The sequence below is a fragment of the Rhodanobacter thiooxydans genome (genome assembly GCF_021545845.1).
GTDB lineage: Bacteria > Pseudomonadota > Gammaproteobacteria > Xanthomonadales > Rhodanobacteraceae > Rhodanobacter.
On the sequence record NZ_CP088923.1, the window covers coordinates 1,574,661 to 1,592,742 of the forward strand.

Genomic DNA, 18,082 nt, shown 5'->3' on the forward strand with positions numbered 1-18,082 from the left:
TCAGTACAACCCAGCTTCAGGCGTAGTAATTCCACTTCATTAACGCGGATTGGGCGTCGGCATGTGCACAAGCAAGTGGATTTCGTTACTCCTAATTTATTTAGTCTTGCTTGGCTGCTCAGGAGTAGCTATGTCGAATGAGTCTGAAGGGATTGATCTAGGCGAATCAAGATCTCAAGCGGTGTTCCGTGCCACAGAGCGTTTCCGAGAAGACGGGTATAAGTGGCAGAGCTATCGCATGATCGTTTCCAGCAGTAGCCAGGGTATTGAGGTGGTTTTTGTGCCACCAGCGGCTAGCGGTAATGATCCATGGGCTGAAAAGCCGTCGTCGATCCCTGAGGTTCATTATTATCTAGACGTCGACGGGCGCGTGATTCTGCGCAAATTGCTGGGGAAGTAAGTTATCCCAAGTAGGCACCATTCACGGGCCGTTGCCGGTGGCTGCGCGCGGCGAAGTCGCGCGCATAGGGCACGTCCGCGGAGGGCACCGTGCCGGTGAGGTAGGGTAGTCAGACAGGGTCTGGGTAAGCGGAGGTGCCGACGCCGCACCTGTCAGGTCACCGGCGCGCCAGATGCGCAGGCTGCCGTCGCGATAGGGCTGGCGGTACAGCGGTGTGGCCGGATAGTGGTAGTCCGGCTCGTTGGTGATCACCCAGCCTTGCGGATGGGCGTGCGCCCATGCGGCTACCGCGGCCGGGTTGGCGGTGGCCGGGATCGGCGCGGTCAGCCGGCCGGCGAAGGTGAGCAGGCCGTACTGCGGGCCGGCGAACAGCAGCGGCACGCCGGCCTGTTGCGCGGCGGCCACGCGGCGGGCTGCCGCCATGACGTCGTAGCGGGGGGCGGCGCCCAGCACGAAGGCGAGCTTGCACAGCAGCAGCGCCGCCAGCATGCCGAGCGCGGCGCGGTCCACCGGCAGCGACGTCGTCCGCCGCTCCATGATGAACGACAGCCCCACAACGACGATCAGCACGCCGCAGGCGATCGCCTCGATGCGACCGGCGTGATTCACCGCCAGCCGACCCAGGCCGACCGCCACGGCGATGCCGATCAGCGCCAGCACCAGCCCGACGCGCCAGCCCACCACGCGCCAGCGGCCTGCGCCGAGGCGAACCCCGCCGGCCAGGGCCAGTGCCGGCAGCAACGGCAGCAGGTAGTGCGGCTGCTTGCCGCTGATCAGGCTGAACAGGACGAAGGCGGGAACGAAGGCAGCCGCCATGAAGCGGTCCACCACCCCGCCGGCAGGCACCGGCGCGGACCCGCCGCGCCTGACCGAGGCCACCCATGGCAGCATCATCGCCGGCAGGATCGGCAGGTACCACCACCATGGCCGGGCGTGCGCGAAGCTCTGCACCACGCGCCCCACCGTCTGGTGCAGGAAGATCGCATCCGCGTACTGCGTGCCGCCCGCCCGGGCCGCAGGCAGCGCCCAGGCCAGCGCCAGCAGCACGGCACCGAGCAACGCGGCGAGCAGCCGCAGCCAGGTCACCAGCGGCCGCGCCTGCGGCAGCCACCACGGTGCCAGCAGCGCCGGCACGCCGCCCACCAGCAGCGCGACCGGCCCCTTGACCAGGACCCCCGCACCCAGCGCCACCGCCATCGCCGCCACCGCGAGCGGCCAGCGCCGGCCGGCCAGTGCTGGCGTGGCCCGCCACGCCACCAGCGTGCATAACGTAAGCAGCATGTCGAACATCACCGTACCGGCATACACCGCGACGGCGGCGCAGCCCAGCCACAGCCACAGCGAGGCCCGCACGGCGGTGGCCCCGGCACCCAGCCGCCGGCCGAGCAGCGGGAGGGTGGCCAGCAGCAGAAGCAGCTCCAGCAGGCGTGCCGCCCAGGCGTGCACGCCGGTCACCGACCAGGTCAGGTTGATCAGCCAGAACAGCAGCGGCGCCTTGTCCGAATACGGCGCGCCGTCCAGCCACGGCACCAGCCACTGGCCGCTCAGGTGCATGTTCCACGCCACCGCGAGGTAGCGCGTCTCGTCGATCGGCACCGGAAACAGGAAGAACACTGGCGGCAGCAGCAGGATCAGTGCCGCGATCCCTTGCAGGCGCGGGTTTCCGCGTAACCCGCCAATGAGATCCTTGCCTTGTATTGCCGTCATGCCACCCTCGGAAACTGTGTGGGAACCGCGCGGAACCGTCGCGGTCGCCAGCGTGTGGGCGACCGCGAACCGGAGCGTCATTGTTGCGGGTGGACGATTTCGTCGGTGTGAATTGTCCGCAGTGCGACAACATGCCGCGCGGCCGCTTCAACAGCGTTCGAGTATCCCGCAGATCGCCTCGAAGTCCGCATCGGTCATCCACGGGCTGTTGCCGATGCTGAGGCTGCGTGCGGCGAAGTCGCGGGCGTGCGGCACGTCCTGCGCGGGCACCGTGCCGACGAGATAGGGGTAGTCGGGCAAGGCGTGGATGAACAGGCGGCTGACGCCATGGCCGGCCTGCCACAGCTGCGCCAGCGCGGCGTCGCGGCGCCGGTGGTCAGGCAGCAGCAGCAGGAAGAATGGCCAGGTGCCGTGGGCGCCGGCGGGGTCGTCGAGTACTTCGATGCCGTCGATCCGACGCAACCGTGGCAGGCGGCGTTGCGCCTGCATGGACAACTGATCGAGAAACGCCGGCAGCCGCGGCACGGCATGCGCGCCCACCGTCTGCCGCCAGCGGCCGACGCGGTGCAGCGGGATGGCCAGGGGGAAGTCGTCGCCCACGGCGGCAATCTCGTCGCCGCGGCGCAGTGCGCGGCGCAGCGGGTTGCCGTAGGCCAGGCGCAGGCCCCACGGTCGGTACAGCGCGGCGTAGCCGAGCAGTTCGAGGCGCCGCCGCCACTCCCAGCCGGCGTGCGGCGGCACGCGCTTCGCCGCGTCGGCCAGCCGCTCGCGCAGCGCGGGGTCGCGTGCGGCGAGCAGGCCGCCCTCGTAGATCGACAGGCCCTTGCCGGCGGCGAGGCTGAAGAAGCCCGCGTCGCCGGCCAACCCCACGCTGGCCTCGCCGCGGCGCGCGCCCAGCGCCTGCGCGGCGTCCTCGATCACGTATGCGCCGACGCTGCGTGCGACGGCCAGCGCGTCATCGACGTCGGCGACGCGGCCGGCCAGGTGGGTCGGCACGATCGCCAGCGTGTGCTCGTCGCAGGCCGCGCGCAGCGCGGACGGATCCATGTCGTAGTGGCCGGGCCGGAGATCGCACAGCTGCAGCTCCAGCCCGGCCTGCTGCACGGCGATCGCCACCAGCGGGCAGGTATAAGCCGGCACCACCACGCGGCGGCGCGGAGCGAGTTCGCGCAGCGTGGTGAGCGTCAGCAGCAGCGCCGCGGTGCCGGAACAGGTCAGTGACAGTGGCGGGGTGCCCAGCAGAGCGGCGACGTCGTCGGCCAGTGTCGGCGCGCCGGGGCGCAGGTCGGCCAGCCGCAGCGGCAGGCCGGCGGTGGGAGGCAGTTCGTGGCGGCGATGGGGCAGCATGCGCGCAGCGTAGCGCGGGCGTCTAGCCAAGCGCCGGGTCGGCGTCGGCTTCCGCGGCGTGTTCGCGGCTCTCGGCGAAGCCGAGGCAGACGATGCCGGCGATGATCGCCAGCGCGCCCAGCGCGCGGGCGAGGGTGAGCTGCTCGTCGAACAGCCAGATCGACAGCAGCATCACCGAGACCACTTCCAGATGCGAGGCGGCGAAGGCGGGGCCGATCGGTGCGTGCTTGAGCAGCGCCATCCAGGTGAAGAACGCGCCGACGTAACCGATCACCGCGCCGTAGACCCACGGCTGGCCGAACACGCGCAGCAGCCATGCCAGGCTGGCCTCCACCGGCAGCGCCTGGGTACCGGCGTACTTGAAGCTGATCTGCGCGAGCGTGTCGAAGCCCATCAGCAGCAGGAAACCGAGCAGGTAGAAGCGCTTCATGTGCCCAGCCCCACGATCGTCACGCCGAGCGTGACCAGCGCAATGCCGGCGACGCGCCACCGGGTGAGCTTCTCGCCGAACAGGAAACGCCCGGCGAGCATGATCGCGACGATGTTGATCGAGCCCAGCAGCACGCCCTCGGACAACGGGACCAACGAGAGGAACGCGATCCACACCAGGAATTCGGCCACGTAGCTGCCGACGCCGAGCCACAGCCATGGCCGCGACGCCATGTGTTTCCAGCGCGCCAGGCCGTCGCCGGCCGCCGGGTCGCCCGCGGCGGCCTTGAACGCCAGCTGGCCGCCGGTATCGAGCACGATGTTGAGGAGCCACAGGCTCGCCACGAGGGTGGAGATGGATCCCTCCGCCGCCATCATCAGGCGGCGGCGCGCTGCGTGCCGTTCGATGCGGCGATGCCGTTGAAGAACGCGGCCGAGCGCTGGATCAGGGTGCGCCGCTGCTTGTCGATGGTGATCATGTGGTAGCTGTCCTCGAGCAGCAGCAGCTCGGTCGGCGCGCTGACCTGACGCATGACCAGCTCGGCGTTCTTGGTGCTGGCCACGTCGTCGTCGCTGGCGTGGGCGACCAGGCACGGCGCGGTTACCCGCGGTAGCCGGCGGCGCACGTCGGCCGCCAGGCCGTACATCTCGGCCAGCGAGTACCACGGGTTGCCGGGCAGGCCGGCGGCAGCACTGTCGCCGCCGAGCATCGCCGCACTGACCTGCGCGCGCAGGCGCTCGTCGCGGATGCCGTAGGGCGGCTGCTCCATGAAGCTGCGGTCGCGGCCGATGCCGAGTTTCTTCAGCAGCGGCAGCAGGAACGACAGCCGCGCCAGTTTCGGGATGCTCCAGCCGTCGTAGCGGAAGGTGGCGCCGTACACGCCCACGCCGGCGACCCGCCCGGGCCGCTCGGCGGCCAGTTTCAGCGCCAGCAGCGCGCCCATCGAGAGACCGCCGACGAACAGCTGGTCGACCTTGTCGAGCATTGCGTCGGCAGCCTGCTCGACGCTGGCGTACCAGTCGCGCCAGCCGGTGGCGAGCAGGTCCTCGACATTGCCGCAGTGGCCGGCCAGCTGCATGCCGTGCACGGTGAAGCCGGCGTTGTTCAGGCCCTTGCCGAGCAGCTTCATTTCCATCGGCGTGCCGGTGAGGCCGTGGATCAGCAGCACGCCGCTGCGGCCACCCTCGAGGAAAAAGTCGGTTTGCTGGATCACGCGATGGCCTTGCGGGAACGAACGGCGTCAATTTTCATGCGCGGAATGATCGCAGCGGGCGGTTTCCTCAGTCTTTCGGCGCGCCGTCGGCGCCGAAGCGCACCGTCACGCGCTGGCCGATGCGCAGGTTGCGCACCGGTTCGGCGTCGGGCTGGTCGAACGCCAGCACGCACTCCACCGTGCGCGCGTTGGCGCGTATCTGCGGGTCGTTCTCCATCGTGGCTGGGCTGTAGACCTTGCCAATGCGCAGCACGTGCGCGGTCCAGCGGACATGCTCGCCGCCTTCGGCCACCACTTCGGCCGGCATGCCCGGGTGGACCGCCGCGGCGAAGCTGTCGTTGAGCTCGGCGCGCACGATCCGCGGCTTCCGCGGCAACAGCACGAACAACGGCCCGGATGCGGGCGACACGCTGGTGCCACGCTGGCCCGACACCCGCACCACGTCGGCGTCGAACGGCGCAACCAGGCTGCGCTGCTTCAGCTCGTAGCGGGCCTCGTCCAGCTTCTGGCCGGCCATGCCCAAGGCGGCGCGGGCCGCCTGCTGCTCGGCGTCGATCTGCGCGGCCGCCTCGCGCGCATCGTCGGCGCTCTGGCCGTCGCCGGCGCCGGCGGCGGCGGCGGCGGCGAGGCGTTGGGCGCGCTGCTGCGCCGCGGCCTGCTTGATCCCGAGCAGCTTCAGCTGGGCCTGCGCCTGCTCCTGTTGCGCCTGCGCCGCCTCGACCGCCAGCCTGGCCGGCTCGGTATCCAGCGCCGCCAGCAACTGGCCTTGCTTGACGCGGTCGCCCTCGTGCACGGCAACCGTGGCCAGCGTGCCTTCGCGCGGCATGGCCAGGTTCAGCAGGCCGCCTTCGATGTCGACCCTGCCGCGCGCGACGGCGACGTAGGCGGCCGCGGGCTTGGCGCCGGTGTCGGCCGGTGCCGGGCCCGCGGGCGAGCAGGCCGGCAGCAGCGCCGCGACGGCCAGCGCGAGGCCGCCGCGGCGGAGCAGGCGCGCCGCGTGCGTGCGCCATGATGGGTGGAAGGCGGGCAGCTTCATGCGGGGTTTTCCTTGCTGTCGATGACCGCGCCGTGGTTGCGCCGGTCACTGAGTATGCGGCCATCCTCCATCGCCAGCACACGGTCGGCGTGGGCGACCAGGCGCGGGTCATGGCTGACGCACAGCACGGTAGTGCCGTGGGTATGGGCGATGCGGTGCAGGATGTCGATGATGATCTGGCCGTTGGCGGCATCCAGCGCGCTGGTCGGTTCGTCGGCGAACAACAGCTCGGGCTGCTTGGCCAGCGCGCGGGCGATCGCCACGCGCTGTTTTTCGCCGCCGGACAGCTCCGACGGGCGCAGCCGCATGCGGTGCGCCAGGCCGACCTCCTCCAGCGACTGTTGCGTGCGCCGGCACGCCTCCTCGCGCGACAGACCCATGTGGTTCAACGGCAGCTCGACCTGCTCGAACGCGGAGAGCGCGGGGAACAGGTTGAAGCCCTGGAACACGAAGCCGGTGTGCTGCAGGCGGAAGCGTTCCAGCGCGCGCATGTCGAGCTGGCCCAGCTCACTGCCCAGCGCCAGCACGCGGCCGGCATCGACCTTCTGCAGGCCGCTGAGGATCGCCAGCAGGGTGCTCTTGCCGCAGCCGGACGGGCCGGAGATCAGGGTCAGTTCGCCGGCGTCGATGCTCAGCGAGAAGTTGTTCAGCACCTGCGTGCTCTGGTGGCCGGAGATGAACGCCTTGCTGACGTTCTCGGCCTGCAGCGCCGGCGTGCGTGCCGGCTCGATGGCGTGGACAGGCATCGCGGCTACCTCAGCAAGGTCGCGGGATCGGCGCGGCGCAGGCTGCGCATCGCGGCCAGGCCGGAGACCGCCGCCAGACCCATCACCAGCAGGATGCAGGCCAGCGCAGCCGGTACGTTCAGCACCACCGGCACGTCCTGGCTGCGCGCCAGCAGCATCAGCAGGATGCCCAGCGCGCTGGCCCCGAGCAGGCCCAGCGCGCCGACCCAGAACGCCTGTTCCAGCACCACCTTGCGCAGCGCGCCCACGCCCACGCCGAGTGCGTTGAGGGTGGCGTACTCGCGCACCGAGCCGTTCACCGCGGCGATCAGGGTCTGGCTGGTGATCGCCGCGCCGACCAGGAACACGATGCCGGCCAGGAACAGCACGCCAGCGCCGGCGCCGGTGTCGAACAACCAGTAGCGCACCGAGATGTTGGCGAAATCGGCGGCGCTCCATGCGGTATACGGGCCGAAGGCGGTGTCGCCGCGCAGGCGCATCGCCACGGCGTCGGCCTGGGTCGGGTCGCGCAGTTTCGCCACCAGGTAGGTCGGCCCGAGGTCGGCCGGGTCGTTGTCCAGCCGGCGCGCGGTGTCCAGCGAGCACAGCACGTTGACCCCGCCGAGCGCGCGCAGGCCGCGGCTGATGCCGACCACGCGTACCTGGTGACCGTTGATGGTGGCGGTCTGGCCGATGCCCACGCCGAGCTGGTCCATGGCGGAGCGGTCGATCACGATCGCATCCGGTTCGGCCAGCCGCCGGCGCAGCGCCGGGGCCAGCACCTTGGAGAACATCAGCGCGTCGGCGGCCGGATCGATGCCGGAGACGAACACCGAGACGCCGCCGGTTTCGCGCGGCCCGCGCCAGTCGCCGTCGACCCACAGGTACGGCTCGACCTGCTGCACTGCCGGGTCCATCAGCAGGCGCGACTCCACGTCGGCGTCGATCGTGCGGCCCAGGCTCACGCTCTGCGTGCCGGGGTAGCCGACCCATACGTCGGCCGACGAGCCGGTGATGTAGAGGCTGGTGCTGCCGAAGATGCCCAGCACCAGCGCGATCTGCAGCAGCTGCAGCAGGCCGGCGAAGCCGACCGCCAGCATCGCCGGCAGGAAGCGCCGCCATTCGTAGACCAGCGTCTTGCGCGCCAGGGCCACCATCAGCGGCAACCCCGAAAAGCTGCTCCGTTTGCCGTCATTCCCGCGAAAGCAGGAATCCACAGGCTTCTGCCAGCAGTGGCCTGACGGCGCTGGACCCCGGCTTTCGTCGGGGGGACGAAGTGGTTCGAGGTTGCCATCAGTGCGGCGCTCCGTCGGCGGCGTCGGGCGCCGTCGCGGCCTGTGCCGTTTCCGGCGCGGGCCGCGGCGCGCCGCCCAGCGCTTTGAACAGCGCCACGTAGGCGAGGCTGTGCGCGGCGCGCGCGTCGGCTAGTTCGAGCGCGGCCTGCTCGGCGGCGATCCAGCTTTCGGTGCGATCGAGCGGGCTGTCCAGTTGCAGCTTGTTACGCACCTGCACGGCCTGGTCGGCGCGTTGTAGCGCCTGCCACGCCAGAGTTTCCTGCTGCTCGCGCCGACGCTGCTGCTCCAGGCCGCCCAGCGCGGTTTCCACCTCGGCCACGCCCTGCAGCACGGCTTGTCGGTAGGCCAGCACGCTGGCTTTCAGTTCATGGTCCCTGGCGTGCTTGGCGGCCAGCCGCATGCCCCAGTCGAACAGCGGGATGTCGATCACCGGACCCAGCGAGTTGATGGCGTTCGGGGTGGTGGAGAAGCGGCGGTTGTTGTTGATGTCGGTGGCCCAGACCATCGAGGCGCCGAGGCCGATGTTGGGAAACAGCTCGGCGTGGGCCAGCGCCAGGTCGCCGGCACTGCGCAGCACGTCCGCCTCGGCGCGGGCGATTTCCGGCCGCGTGCGCAGCAGCTCGGCCGGCGTGCCGTCGAGTCGCCAGGCGCCCAGCTCCGGCGGCGTACCCGCCTGCAGCCACGCCGGGTCGGGGTGGTTCTGTCCGAGCAGGACGGCCAGCCGCTGCGCGCTGGCGTCGGCGGCCTGGCGCGGCGCTGCCAGCGCGGCTTCGGCCCGTGCCCAGGCGGCCTGCGCCTGGTCCACGGCGCCGGGGGCCGCCAGCAGCAGGCGCTGGCGTGTCTGCTGCAGTTCCCACGCCTGCCTGCGCTGCTGGCTGATCTGCTGCAGCAGCTGTTCCTGCTGCTGCGCGGTGCGCAGGCCGATCCACTCGCGCACCACTTCGGCGACCAGGCTGACCCGCGCGGCTTGCAGGTCGGCCACACCGGCATCCAGCGCGCCCTGCGATTCGCGCCGGGTGCCCTCGGCGCGGCCGAACAGGCCAAGTTCCCAACTGGCATCGAAGCCGGCCACGAGGTACGAGGCGCTGGCATCCGGATCGATCGAGTCGTGGGTGCGCGCGTGCAGTTCCGGCAGATAGCGGGCGTGGGCGCGTTTGTACAGGCTGCGCACGGCGCGCAACCGCTCGACCGCCTGCGCCACGTCGAGGTTGTGGGCCAGCGCGCGGTCGACCAGCGCATCGAGGTCGGGGTCGGCGAAGGCGTGCCACCAGCCGTGCAGGTCGGTCGGCGGGGCCGGATCCGCCGTGACCGCATGCCGCCATTGCGCAGGTACCGGCGGCGCCAGTTTGGGCAGCGGGGCGGCGCAGCCGGCCAGCCCGCAGAGCATGGCGACAAGCAGGCAGGTGCGCCACCCGTGGTTCGCGGTTGCCTTGCTCAGTCGAAGTGGCACAGCGTGTATGTTCTCGGAAGCATGATCGGGCCGGATATCAGGGTCGGCGTGGAGGGACGGTCGTGGCCCGCCATTATGGCGGAAGAATCCTTCTTCATGCTGATGGTGGCGGCGTGGCCGGGCTGCAGGCACGCAGCGGGCTGGCGCCGGCCACCTTCATGCCGGCCGGTCGGAGCCGCTTGGCGCGGCGGGGAACCGGACCTCCACACACAGGCCGCGCGGCTCGCCGGGCCGATAAACCACCTCGGCATGATGCCGCTCGGCGATGCGCTGGACGATCGCCAGCCCCAGCCCGCTGCCTTCCTCGTTGTTGCCGGCGACGCGGAAGAAACGCTCGCTCAGCCGCGGCAGCAGCTCGGCCGGGACGCCGGGGCCGTTGTCCTCGACGCTGAGGCTGGCGCCACCATCGGCGCGTACCGCCAGCCTCACGGTGACGGCGCTGCCGCGGCCGGCATAACGCACGGCGTTGTCGATCAGGTTGTCCAGCAGGTCCAGCAGGCTGGCGGCGTCGCCCAGCACGAACAGCGGCTGGCCGCTGCCTTCGTAGCCCAGATCCACGCCAGCCCGGATTGCCTCGTGCACGCGGTCGGCGACCGCCTCGGGAATGAAGCGGGCGAGATCGAGCAGGGCGCACTCGCCGGTTTCCAGCGAGGGCGCCTGCGCGCGCGTCAGCGCCAGCAGTTGTGCGGACGTGCGCGCGGCGCGGCGCACCAGCCGCTGGATGTGGAGCAGGGCGTCGGCCACCGTTTCCGGCTGCGGGTTGGCGATGGCGTGTTCGACGTGCAGGCTCAACCCGGTCAGCGGCGTGCGCAACTGGTGCGCGGCATCGGCGATGAAGCGGTCGTGCAGGGTCAGCATGCCGCGCAGACGGGCAAACAGCGCGTCGATGGTCCGTGTCAGTGGCCGGATCTCCAGCGGTACGTCGGGGCCGTCGATCGGCGTGAGTTCGTTGTTGCGCGCGGCGAGCCGGGCGGTCAGCGGGTCGAGCACGCGCAGGCCGCGGCCCACGCCGAACCAGACCAGCGAAAGCACGCAGGCGATCAGCAGGGCCTGCATCACGATCGCCAGCAGCAGGATTTCGCGTGCCTGCTGGTGGCGGTCGTGCAGCGTCTCGGCAACGGTGACGACCAGGCTGTCGCCGGGTTCACTGCGCATCGCGACGCGCACCGTCGCCGCGCGCAGGGTGTGTTTCTCCATCTGCAGGTCGTAGAGCGTCGGCGCGGCGCCGATGGCAGGCGCCTGCGGCGGTTCCGGCAGTCTTTCGTTGCCGGCCAGCAGGCCGTGCCGGGCGCTGCTCACGTTGAAATAGCCACGGCCTTCCGGGTCGTATTCGAGCAGGAAGCGTGCCTGTGGGGCCACGTCGCTGCCGAACTGCTCGTTGCCGACCATGGTGGCCAGGGTCACGGCATCATTGCTCAGGTCGCGATCGTGCACCCGGTTGGCGTAGCCCAGCGCCACGCCATAGGTCAGCAGCGCATCCAGCAGCAGCAGCACGCCGACCGGCACCAGCAGGGCCAGCAGGAGGCGTCGGCGCAGGCTGGGCCGCAGCTGGCGCGTGCGCGGCGGGTTCATGCCTGGCCGTTCCCGCTGTCGTCGGTTTCTTCCAGCAGATAGCCGAGGCCGCGGATGGTGCGTACGCCGGTGCCGCTGCCTTGCAGCTTGCGGCGCAGCCGGTGGATGGCGATGTCCAGGCCGTTGTCGGTCAGCTCCTGGTCCCAGTCGCACAGCGCCGCCACCAGCTGGGCGCGACTGGTGACGCGATCGACCCGCGTGGCCAGCGCCTCGAGCAGGCCGAACTCGCGCGCGGTCAGTTCCAGCGGCGTCTGGCCGATCCAGGCGCGATGCCCCGGCAGATCCAGCCGCAACCGGCCCAGTTGCAGCTCCGGCTTGCCCTGGCTGTTGGCCCGGCGCAGCAGTGCCCGCACGCGGGCCTCGAACTCGGCCAGGGCGAAGGGCTTCACCAGGTAGTCGTCGGCGCCTAGATCGAGCACGCGGATGCGTTCGGCCAGGCCTTCGCGGGCGGTCACCACCAGCACCGGCATGCCGGTGCCGCGCTGGCGCAGGCGGCGCAATACCTCGGTGCCGTCCAGGGCGGGCAGGCCCAGGTCCAGCACCAGCAGGTCGTAGTCGTGATCGCGCAGCGCGGCGTCGGCGAGATTGCCGCGGGAGGCGTGGTCCACCGCATGGCCGCCGTGGCGCAACGAGGCACAGAGGCCGTCGGCGATGGCGGGGTCGTCCTCGGCCAGAAGAATGCGCATGCGCTGGGTGCTCCTGTAATGCACGGAGCTGGCTGAATGCCAGGCCCGGTGGGTCGATTTGTTGAGATTGATTCTTGTCTGCGGTCTAATGGTCGCCGGCGCAGGCCGTGACTGCGGAGTTTGCGCCCATCGAGACCACCATGTACCGGCGGCGGTTCCCCGGCTGGCGCGTCTATGCGAATCATGGACAAGCATGGGTCAGCCGTCATCATCCACCAGATTGCCGGAGCCGCCACGATGAGCAGGCACGGCGCGACGACGACATGGCGCGCGGTTATCGGCAACGCGATCCTGCCGACCGGGCTGGCGCTGCTCTCGGCGGCGCTGCTCCTGCGGCACGCCGATGCGCGCAGTCCGCAGGCGCTGGGCTGGCTCGGCTCGGCGCTGCTGCTGGCGGCGTGGCTGGGGCTGTTCGGCTGGTGGCGCCTGCGGCGCGTGCCGGCGCCGCGCAAGCCGCGGGTGGTGGCCGATACCGCCACCACCCGCGATCCGGCCACGGCGGTGGCCGGGGCAACAGCCGGCGCGGCGCAGGCCGGGGTCGGCGTGCAGGTGGTCTACGCCAGCCAGACCGGCTTCGCCGAACAACTCGCGCGGCAGACCTTGCAGAGTCTGCAGGCTGCTGGCGTGCCGGCGCGTTTGCATGGCCTCGACGGCGTAACGCCCGATGAGTTGCGTCGTGCCGGTCGCGTGCTGTTCGTGGCCAGTACCACCGGCGATGGCGAACCGCCGGACATGGCGCAGGCGTTCAGCCGCCTGGCCATGCGGCAGCCGGCGCCGCTGGACGGGCTGCGCTACGGCCTGCTCGCGCTGGGCGACAGCGACTACGAGGACTTCTGCGGCTTCGGCCGGCAGCTGCAGCGCTGGCTCGAGGCCAGCGGTGCGCGGGCGCTGTTCGATCCGGTGGAGGTGGACAGCGAAGACGAGGCCAGCCTGCGCCACTGGCAACACCACCTGGCGATGCTCACCGGCGTCAGCGACCTGCCGGACTGGCAGGCGCCGAAGTACCAGCGCTGGCGGCTGGCCGAACGGCGCCTGCTCAATCCCGGCAGCGTGGGCGAAGCCTGCTTCCATCTCGAGCTGCAGCCGCTTGAGGGCCTTGCAGACTGGCAGGCCGGCGACCTGGTCGAGATCGGCCCCTGTCATGCGCCGGAAAAGGTGGCGGCCTGGCTGGCGGCCAGCGGGCTGGATGGCCGTGTGTCGGTGGCGTTCGGCAGGGAGCGCCTGCCGCTGGCCGGATGGCTGGCGCGTTGCCGCCTGCCTGAAGCCGGCGAGATCGACGGGTTGGACGAACAGACCGTGGCGGCGAGGCTGCAGCGGCTGCCGCACCGCGAATACTCGATCGCCTCGCTGCCGGGCGACGGCGCGATCCACCTGCTGGTGCGCCAGATGCGCGGCCGCGGCGGCTACCTCGGCCTCGGCTCCGGCTGGCTGACCGCGCATGCGTCGATTGGGGCGCCGGTGGCCCTGCGCGTGCGCGGCAACCCCAATTTCCATCTGCCGCGGGATGCGCGGCCGCTGATCCTGATCGGCAACGGCACTGGGCTGGCGGCGTTGCGCGCGCTGCTGAAGGCACGCATCGCCGCCGGCCATCGGCGCAACTGGCTGCTGTTCGGCGAGCGGCATGCGGCGCACGATGGCTTCTATCGCGAGGAGATCGAGCGCTGGCTGGCGGGCGGCTGGATCGAACGCACCGATTTTGCCTGGTCGCGCGACCAGGCCGAGCGCATCCACGTGCAGCAGCGGCTGCGCGAGGCGGCCGGTGAACTGCGGCGCTGGGTCGACGCCGGCGCGGCGATCTACGTGTGCGGCAGCCTCGACGGCCTGGCGCCGGGTGTCGATGCGGTATTGCGCGACGTGCTGGGCGATGCGGAGGTCGGGCAGTTGCGTGCGCAGGGGCGCTACCGGCGCGACGTCTACTGAGTCCATTGCATGACCTGGCTGCTTGGGTGCACTCTGCGGGGATTGCCCAGGGGGGTGACGGAATGCGGCGAAGCGTACGCAAATGGGGGCGCCTGTGCGCCGTGGCCGCGTTGTGGCCGTGGCTGGCGATGGCGCAGCAGGTTGCTCCGGCGGCATCGACCGCGGCGCCGGCCAGGGCGGTCAGCGTGGCGCTTCCCGACATTCCCTTCGCAGCCGCCGATGCCGCCGCGGTCAGTGTGCCCAGCGCCGCGAACGCCTGGGGCGGCGAGCGCAGCGGCAACGAGCCGATGCTGTCCGACCGCGTGGTGAGCTATCGCATCGACGCCACGCTTGACGCGGCGAAGCACACGGTAAGCGGCCAGCAGCACATGACCTGGCGCAACCGCAGCGACCGCCCGCTGAGCAAGGTCTACTTTCACCTGTACCTCAACGCGTTCCAGAACGAAGGCAGCACCTGGTTCACCGAACGCAAGGTGCTGACCGCGCACGGCAGTTCGCGCGGCGCGGCAGTGCTGAAGAAGGGCGAGTGGGGCTGGATCGAGCTGAAACAGGTGAAGCAGGGCGACGCCGCGCTGAAGTGGCGCTTCGTGCAGCCCGACGGCGGTCCGGCCAGCGACCAGACCGTGGCGCGGATCGACCTGGCCGAGCCGGTGCCGGCCGGCGGCACGCTGACCCTGGACATCGACTTCCTCAGTCAGTTGCCGCGGGTGGTCGAGCGCACCGGCTGGTGGGGCGACTTCAACTTGGTGGCGCAGTGGTTCCCGAAGATCGGCGTGCTGGAGCTGGCCGGCGAGCGCGGCGCCAGCGCGCCACGCTGGAACGTGCACGAGTTCCACTTCAACAGCGAGTTCTACGCCGACTTCGGTCTGTACGACGTGCGCCTCACCGTGCCCAGTGACTACACCGTGGGTGCGGTCGGCAAGCGGCAGGGGCCGCCCGAGACGGCGAACGGCAAGAGCACCTACCACTACGTGCAGGGCGACGTGCACGATTTCGCCTGGGTCGCCGCCAAGGGCTACAAGACGCTGGACGGCACGTGGCAGGGGCCGGGCAGCCCGAAGGTCGACGTGCGGGTGATCTATCCCGAGGAATACGCCGCCAGCGCCGCGCCGGTGCTCAAGGCCACCACCGATTCGCTGACCTACTTCTCGAACTCGCTGGGCGCCTACCCGTACCAGACGGTGACGGCGGTGGTGCCGCCGTACAACGCGTCGGAGGCGGGCGGCATGGAATACCCGACCTTCTTCACCGCCGACGGCTACGCCAAGGTCGAGCCGGGCACGCTCACCCAGTACGCGCTCGACTTCGTCACCATCCACGAGTTCGGCCACGGCTACTTCTACGGCATCCTGGCCTCGAACGAGTTCGAGGAGCCGATGCTCGACGAGGGCATGAACGAATACTGGGACGACCGCATGCTGCGCGCGCGCGGCCAGGACATCGTGGCGGCCAGCGGCTGGACGAAACGTCTCGGCATCGCGCCGACGATTCCGCCGTTCGTCTTAGAGCGCATGATCGCCGGCCTGCGCCAGCCGCCCGATCCGCTGGGCGCGAATGCGTGGAACCGCCTGTCCAGCAGCAGCTACGGCACGGTCTACGCACGCACCGCCACCGCCATGCACGATCTGGAGGAGCGCCTGGGCAAGCCGGTGCTGGAGCGCGCGATGCACGAGTATTACCGGCGCTGGCGCTTCCGCCATCCGTCGGTGGCCGACTTGCGCGCCACCCTGGCCGAGGTCTCCGGCAAGCCGCAGGCGGTCGATGCGATCTTCGACCAGTACGTCTACGGCACGGCGCAGATCGACGATCGGGTGGCCAGCATCGACACCGCCGAAGTGCTGCCGCTGGCCGGCAGCACGCTGAAGGACGGCAAGCGCAGCGAGCTCGACGGCGACGCCCTGGATAAACAGGCCGACAAGCAGCGCAAGGATTGGGACCATGCCCATCCGGACGCGAAGCCGGGCAGCGGGCCGTTCCCGTGGCACAGCACCATCACCGTGCGCCGCGACGGCGCGCCGGTGCCGCAGCTGTTGCGGGTGAAGTTCGCCGACGGCAGCCATGAGGACGTGCGCTGGAACGACGGCCGCCGCTGGGCCCGCTTCGATTTCACCCGGCCGGCCAAGGCGGTCTCGGCCGCGCTCGATCCCGAGCAGAAGATCCTGCTGGATACGAACAAGCTCAACGACAGCCGTACGACCATGGCCGATGGCAGCGCCTCGCGCCGCTGGAGCGCCGATGCCGCGTCCTTGCTGCAGGTCTTTTACGCCTTGATGGGGTCGCTGTGATGATGGGCAAACATGCTTCCCGTCGGGTCGATCTTGGCGCCGTGATGCGTGCGCCGCTGATCGCCATGCAGTGGCGCCTGCTGCTGCTGTGGACACTGTTGCTGCTGCTGCCGACCGCGGTGGTCAGCCTGCCGTTGTGGCGCAGCCTGAGCGGGCTGCTCGACCATTCGGTGCAGGCGCCGGCCTGGGCCGTGCAGTTCAGTCCGCTGATGTTTGGCGACACCGTGTCGGTGCTCAGGAACGACAGCGGCTGGCTTGGCGGCGTGGCGATCCTCGGCCTGCTGCTGACCCTGCTGCTGTCGCCGTTCCTCAACGGCATGCTGGTCGGCGGCGGGCGCGCCCGTCGTACGCTGGGCTTCGGTCATCTGCTCCAGTGCGGCATCGTCGAGTACGGCCGCATGTTCCGCCTGATGCTGTGGTCGGTCGTGCCGTATGCGGTGATGGGCGGGCTGATCGGCGTTGCGTTGCACATGGCCGATGGCGTCGGCGGCAAGGCGGTGCTGCAAGCGCAGGCCGACCGCGCATCGCACCTGGCGCTGTTGGTTGCCGGCGTGCTGTTCGTGCTGGCGCAGGCCATGGTGGAGTCGGGACGCGCCGCGTTCATCGCGGACGGCAACCTGCGCTCAGCCACCCGCGCCTTTGGTCGAGGCTTCATGCAGCTGCTGCGCCGGCCATTCAGCACGCTGCTCAGCTACGTGCTGATCAGCGTGATCGGCTATGCGCTGGCATTGGCGCTCGGCGTGGGCCGCCTGCACACCCCGGCGCTCGGCACCAGCGGCCTGCTGCTGGCCATGTTGCTGACGCAACTGGTGGTGCTGGTGCTGGGCTGGGTGCGCATGGCCCGGGTGTACGCGCTGGCCGAGGTGGCGCGTTCGCTGTCGTCGTCGCGGCGTGGCGGCGGTCTGCCGCAGGCGCTGTAGGGTTCTTCGTCGTCCGGCCGGCGCACGCTGGCGGGCGGCGGTTCAGCCGTAGGCGCGGCGGTGCTCGCGGTGCGGCGGGTAGTAGGCGAACACGTGGCTGTGGCTGCCGTAGAAGTCCATGTCCTCGATGTGTTCGCCGCCGAGTCGCGCAGCGACCCGGTCGGAGGCTTCGTTGCCGACCCGCACCAGGCTGATCACGCGCTGGGCGTGCAACTGGTTCCAGGCGAAGTCGAGCACGGCGTTGCCCGCCTCGGTGGCGTAGCCGTGGTGGCGGTGCCCGGGCTTGAGCATCCAGCCCATTTCCAGGTCGGGCCAGCCGTCGGGGTACATCAGGCCGGCGCGGCCGATGAATTCGCCGGTGGACTTCAGTTCCAGCGCCCACATGCCGAAGCCGCGCAATTGCCAGTGGCCCAGCAGCATGGCCAGCGAGCGCCAGGCGTTGGTGCGGTCCAGCGGCTCGCCATCGCCGATCCAGCGCGTGCTGTCCGGGTCGGCCAGCATCGCGGCGTAGTCGTCGAAGTGCCGCTCGGTGAGCGCGGTGAGGCGCAGGCGCGCCGTTTCAATGGTGGGAATGTCGAACATCACGATCAGCGGTGGGCGGCGGCCAGCAGTTCAGCCAGGACACGGGTGCTGTCGGCGAGGCTCTGCTGCCAGGTCAACCCGGTGATTGTCTCACCGGTGACCGCATCGACAAAATCCTCGGCCTGGCCAGGCGGCAGCAGGTGGCGGTAGTCCACGGTGATCTCGCTGCCGGCGGCCAGGTCGGCCAGCGCGAACACGAAACCCAGGTGCCACAGCCCGTTCGGCGTGAAGCTGTGGTTGATGTAGCACTCGTCCGGCCAGTCCGGCGACAGCGTGTAGCGGTCCTCGAACCAGCGCGCGCTGGCATGGAACTGCGCGCGCAGCGGCGGCGAGGCCATGATGTCGGCGTAGCGGAAGGTCTGCTCGATGCCGTCTGGCGCGGTGATGATGCGTCCCGCCGCCACGGCTTCGTCGAGGAACAGGCCGTTGCCCGCGCCGTGGATGGCGGAAGCGGCGATGTGGTAGCGCGGCAAAATCATGGCGGCACGGCGGCGGAAGGGGCGCGCGAGTGTAA

17 protein-coding genes are annotated in these 18,082 nt (G+C 70.5%); 4 read left to right on the top strand and 13 right to left on the bottom strand.

Annotation, left to right across the window (positions count from 1 at the left end; all coding sequences use genetic code 11):
* The first annotated feature begins 130 nt into the window (after positions 1-130).
* Complete coding sequence (locus LRK53_RS06990) at positions 131-400, top strand: hypothetical protein (RefSeq protein ID WP_185754686.1); 270 nt, start codon at positions 131-133, stop codon at positions 398-400.
* A gap of 21 nt (positions 401-421) precedes the next feature.
* Here the strand turns inward: LRK53_RS06990 and LRK53_RS06995 are convergent, their stop codons facing one another.
* The 11 genes from LRK53_RS06995 to LRK53_RS07045 all read right to left on the bottom strand — a co-directional run bounded on the left by LRK53_RS06995 (position 422) and on the right by LRK53_RS07045 (position 11,861).
* Positions 422-2,107 carry an ArnT family glycosyltransferase gene (locus LRK53_RS06995; RefSeq protein ID WP_235642584.1) on the bottom strand — a complete coding sequence of 562 codons (1,686 nt, stop codon included), beginning with the start codon at positions 2,105-2,107 and terminating at the stop codon, positions 422-424.
* Between the two features lie 147 nt (positions 2,108-2,254).
* On the bottom strand, positions 2,255-3,454 hold the full coding sequence (locus LRK53_RS07000; protein ID WP_037090240.1) for a DegT/DnrJ/EryC1/StrS family aminotransferase: 1,200 nt from the start codon (positions 3,452-3,454) through the stop codon (positions 2,255-2,257).
* 22 nt (positions 3,455-3,476) lie between these two features.
* Complete coding sequence (locus tag LRK53_RS07005; protein WP_027493585.1) at positions 3,477-3,884, bottom strand: DMT family transporter; 408 nt, start codon at positions 3,882-3,884, stop codon at positions 3,477-3,479.
* Complete coding sequence (locus LRK53_RS07010; protein ID WP_027493584.1) at positions 3,881-4,261, bottom strand: DMT family transporter; 381 nt, start codon at positions 4,259-4,261, stop codon at positions 3,881-3,883. The genes LRK53_RS07005 and LRK53_RS07010 overlap by 4 nt, the downstream gene beginning before the upstream one ends.
* Entirely contained in the window at positions 4,261-5,097 is an 837-nt protein-coding gene (locus tag LRK53_RS07015) for an alpha/beta hydrolase (protein ID WP_235642585.1), read from the bottom strand. Before LRK53_RS07015 ends, LRK53_RS07010 begins: the two co-directional genes overlap by 1 nt.
* 67 nt (positions 5,098-5,164) lie before the next feature.
* Complete coding sequence (locus tag LRK53_RS07020) at positions 5,165-6,133, bottom strand: efflux RND transporter periplasmic adaptor subunit (RefSeq protein ID WP_027493582.1); 969 nt, start codon at positions 6,131-6,133, stop codon at positions 5,165-5,167.
* Positions 6,130-6,879, bottom strand: a complete 750-nt coding sequence (locus LRK53_RS07025; RefSeq protein ID WP_027493581.1) for an ABC transporter ATP-binding protein — start codon at positions 6,877-6,879, stop codon at positions 6,130-6,132. Before LRK53_RS07025 ends, LRK53_RS07020 begins: the two co-directional genes overlap by 4 nt.
* A 5-nt stretch (positions 6,880-6,884) precedes the next feature.
* Positions 6,885-8,015, bottom strand: a complete 1,131-nt coding sequence (locus LRK53_RS07030) for an ABC transporter permease (protein WP_027493580.1) — start codon at positions 8,013-8,015, stop codon at positions 6,885-6,887.
* Positions 8,016-8,151: 136 nt separating this feature from the next.
* A complete protein-coding gene (locus tag LRK53_RS07035; protein WP_235642586.1) occupies positions 8,152-9,540 on the bottom strand; it encodes a TolC family protein in 1,389 nt (462 codons plus the stop codon).
* A 219-nt stretch (positions 9,541-9,759) separates the two neighbouring features.
* Complete coding sequence (locus LRK53_RS07040; RefSeq protein ID WP_235642587.1) at positions 9,760-11,175, bottom strand: sensor histidine kinase; 1,416 nt, start codon at positions 11,173-11,175, stop codon at positions 9,760-9,762.
* A complete protein-coding gene (locus LRK53_RS07045) occupies positions 11,172-11,861 on the bottom strand; it encodes a response regulator (protein ID WP_027493578.1) in 690 nt (229 codons plus the stop codon). Before LRK53_RS07045 ends, LRK53_RS07040 begins: the two co-directional genes overlap by 4 nt.
* 237 nt (positions 11,862-12,098) lie before the next feature.
* Here LRK53_RS07045 and LRK53_RS07050 point away from each other — a divergent pair, with 237 nt between their 5' ends.
* From LRK53_RS07050 to LRK53_RS07060, 3 genes are all read left to right on the top strand, one after another.
* A complete protein-coding gene (locus tag LRK53_RS07050; protein ID WP_027493577.1) occupies positions 12,099-13,781 on the top strand; it encodes a flavodoxin domain-containing protein in 1,683 nt (560 codons plus the stop codon).
* A gap of 62 nt (positions 13,782-13,843) precedes the next feature.
* Positions 13,844-16,066: a M1 family metallopeptidase gene (locus LRK53_RS07055; protein WP_235642588.1), complete on the top strand. Its 2,223-nt coding sequence runs from the start codon at positions 13,844-13,846 to the stop codon at positions 16,064-16,066.
* The gene (locus LRK53_RS07060; protein ID WP_027493576.1) at positions 16,066-16,986 is read left to right on the top strand and encodes a hypothetical protein; all 921 of its coding nucleotides are present in this window, start codon (positions 16,066-16,068) and stop codon (positions 16,984-16,986) included. The genes LRK53_RS07055 and LRK53_RS07060 overlap by 1 nt, the downstream gene beginning before the upstream one ends.
* Before the next feature lie 42 nt (positions 16,987-17,028).
* Here the strand turns inward: LRK53_RS07060 and LRK53_RS07065 are convergent, their stop codons facing one another.
* Positions 17,029-17,568 carry a GNAT family N-acetyltransferase gene (locus LRK53_RS07065; RefSeq protein WP_027493575.1) on the bottom strand — a complete coding sequence of 180 codons (540 nt, stop codon included), beginning with the start codon at positions 17,566-17,568 and terminating at the stop codon, positions 17,029-17,031.
* Positions 17,569-17,573: 5 nt separating this feature from the next.
* A complete protein-coding gene (locus LRK53_RS07070) occupies positions 17,574-18,047 on the bottom strand; it encodes an SET domain-containing protein-lysine N-methyltransferase (protein WP_027493574.1) in 474 nt (157 codons plus the stop codon).
* Between the last annotated feature and the right edge of the window lie 35 nt (positions 18,048-18,082).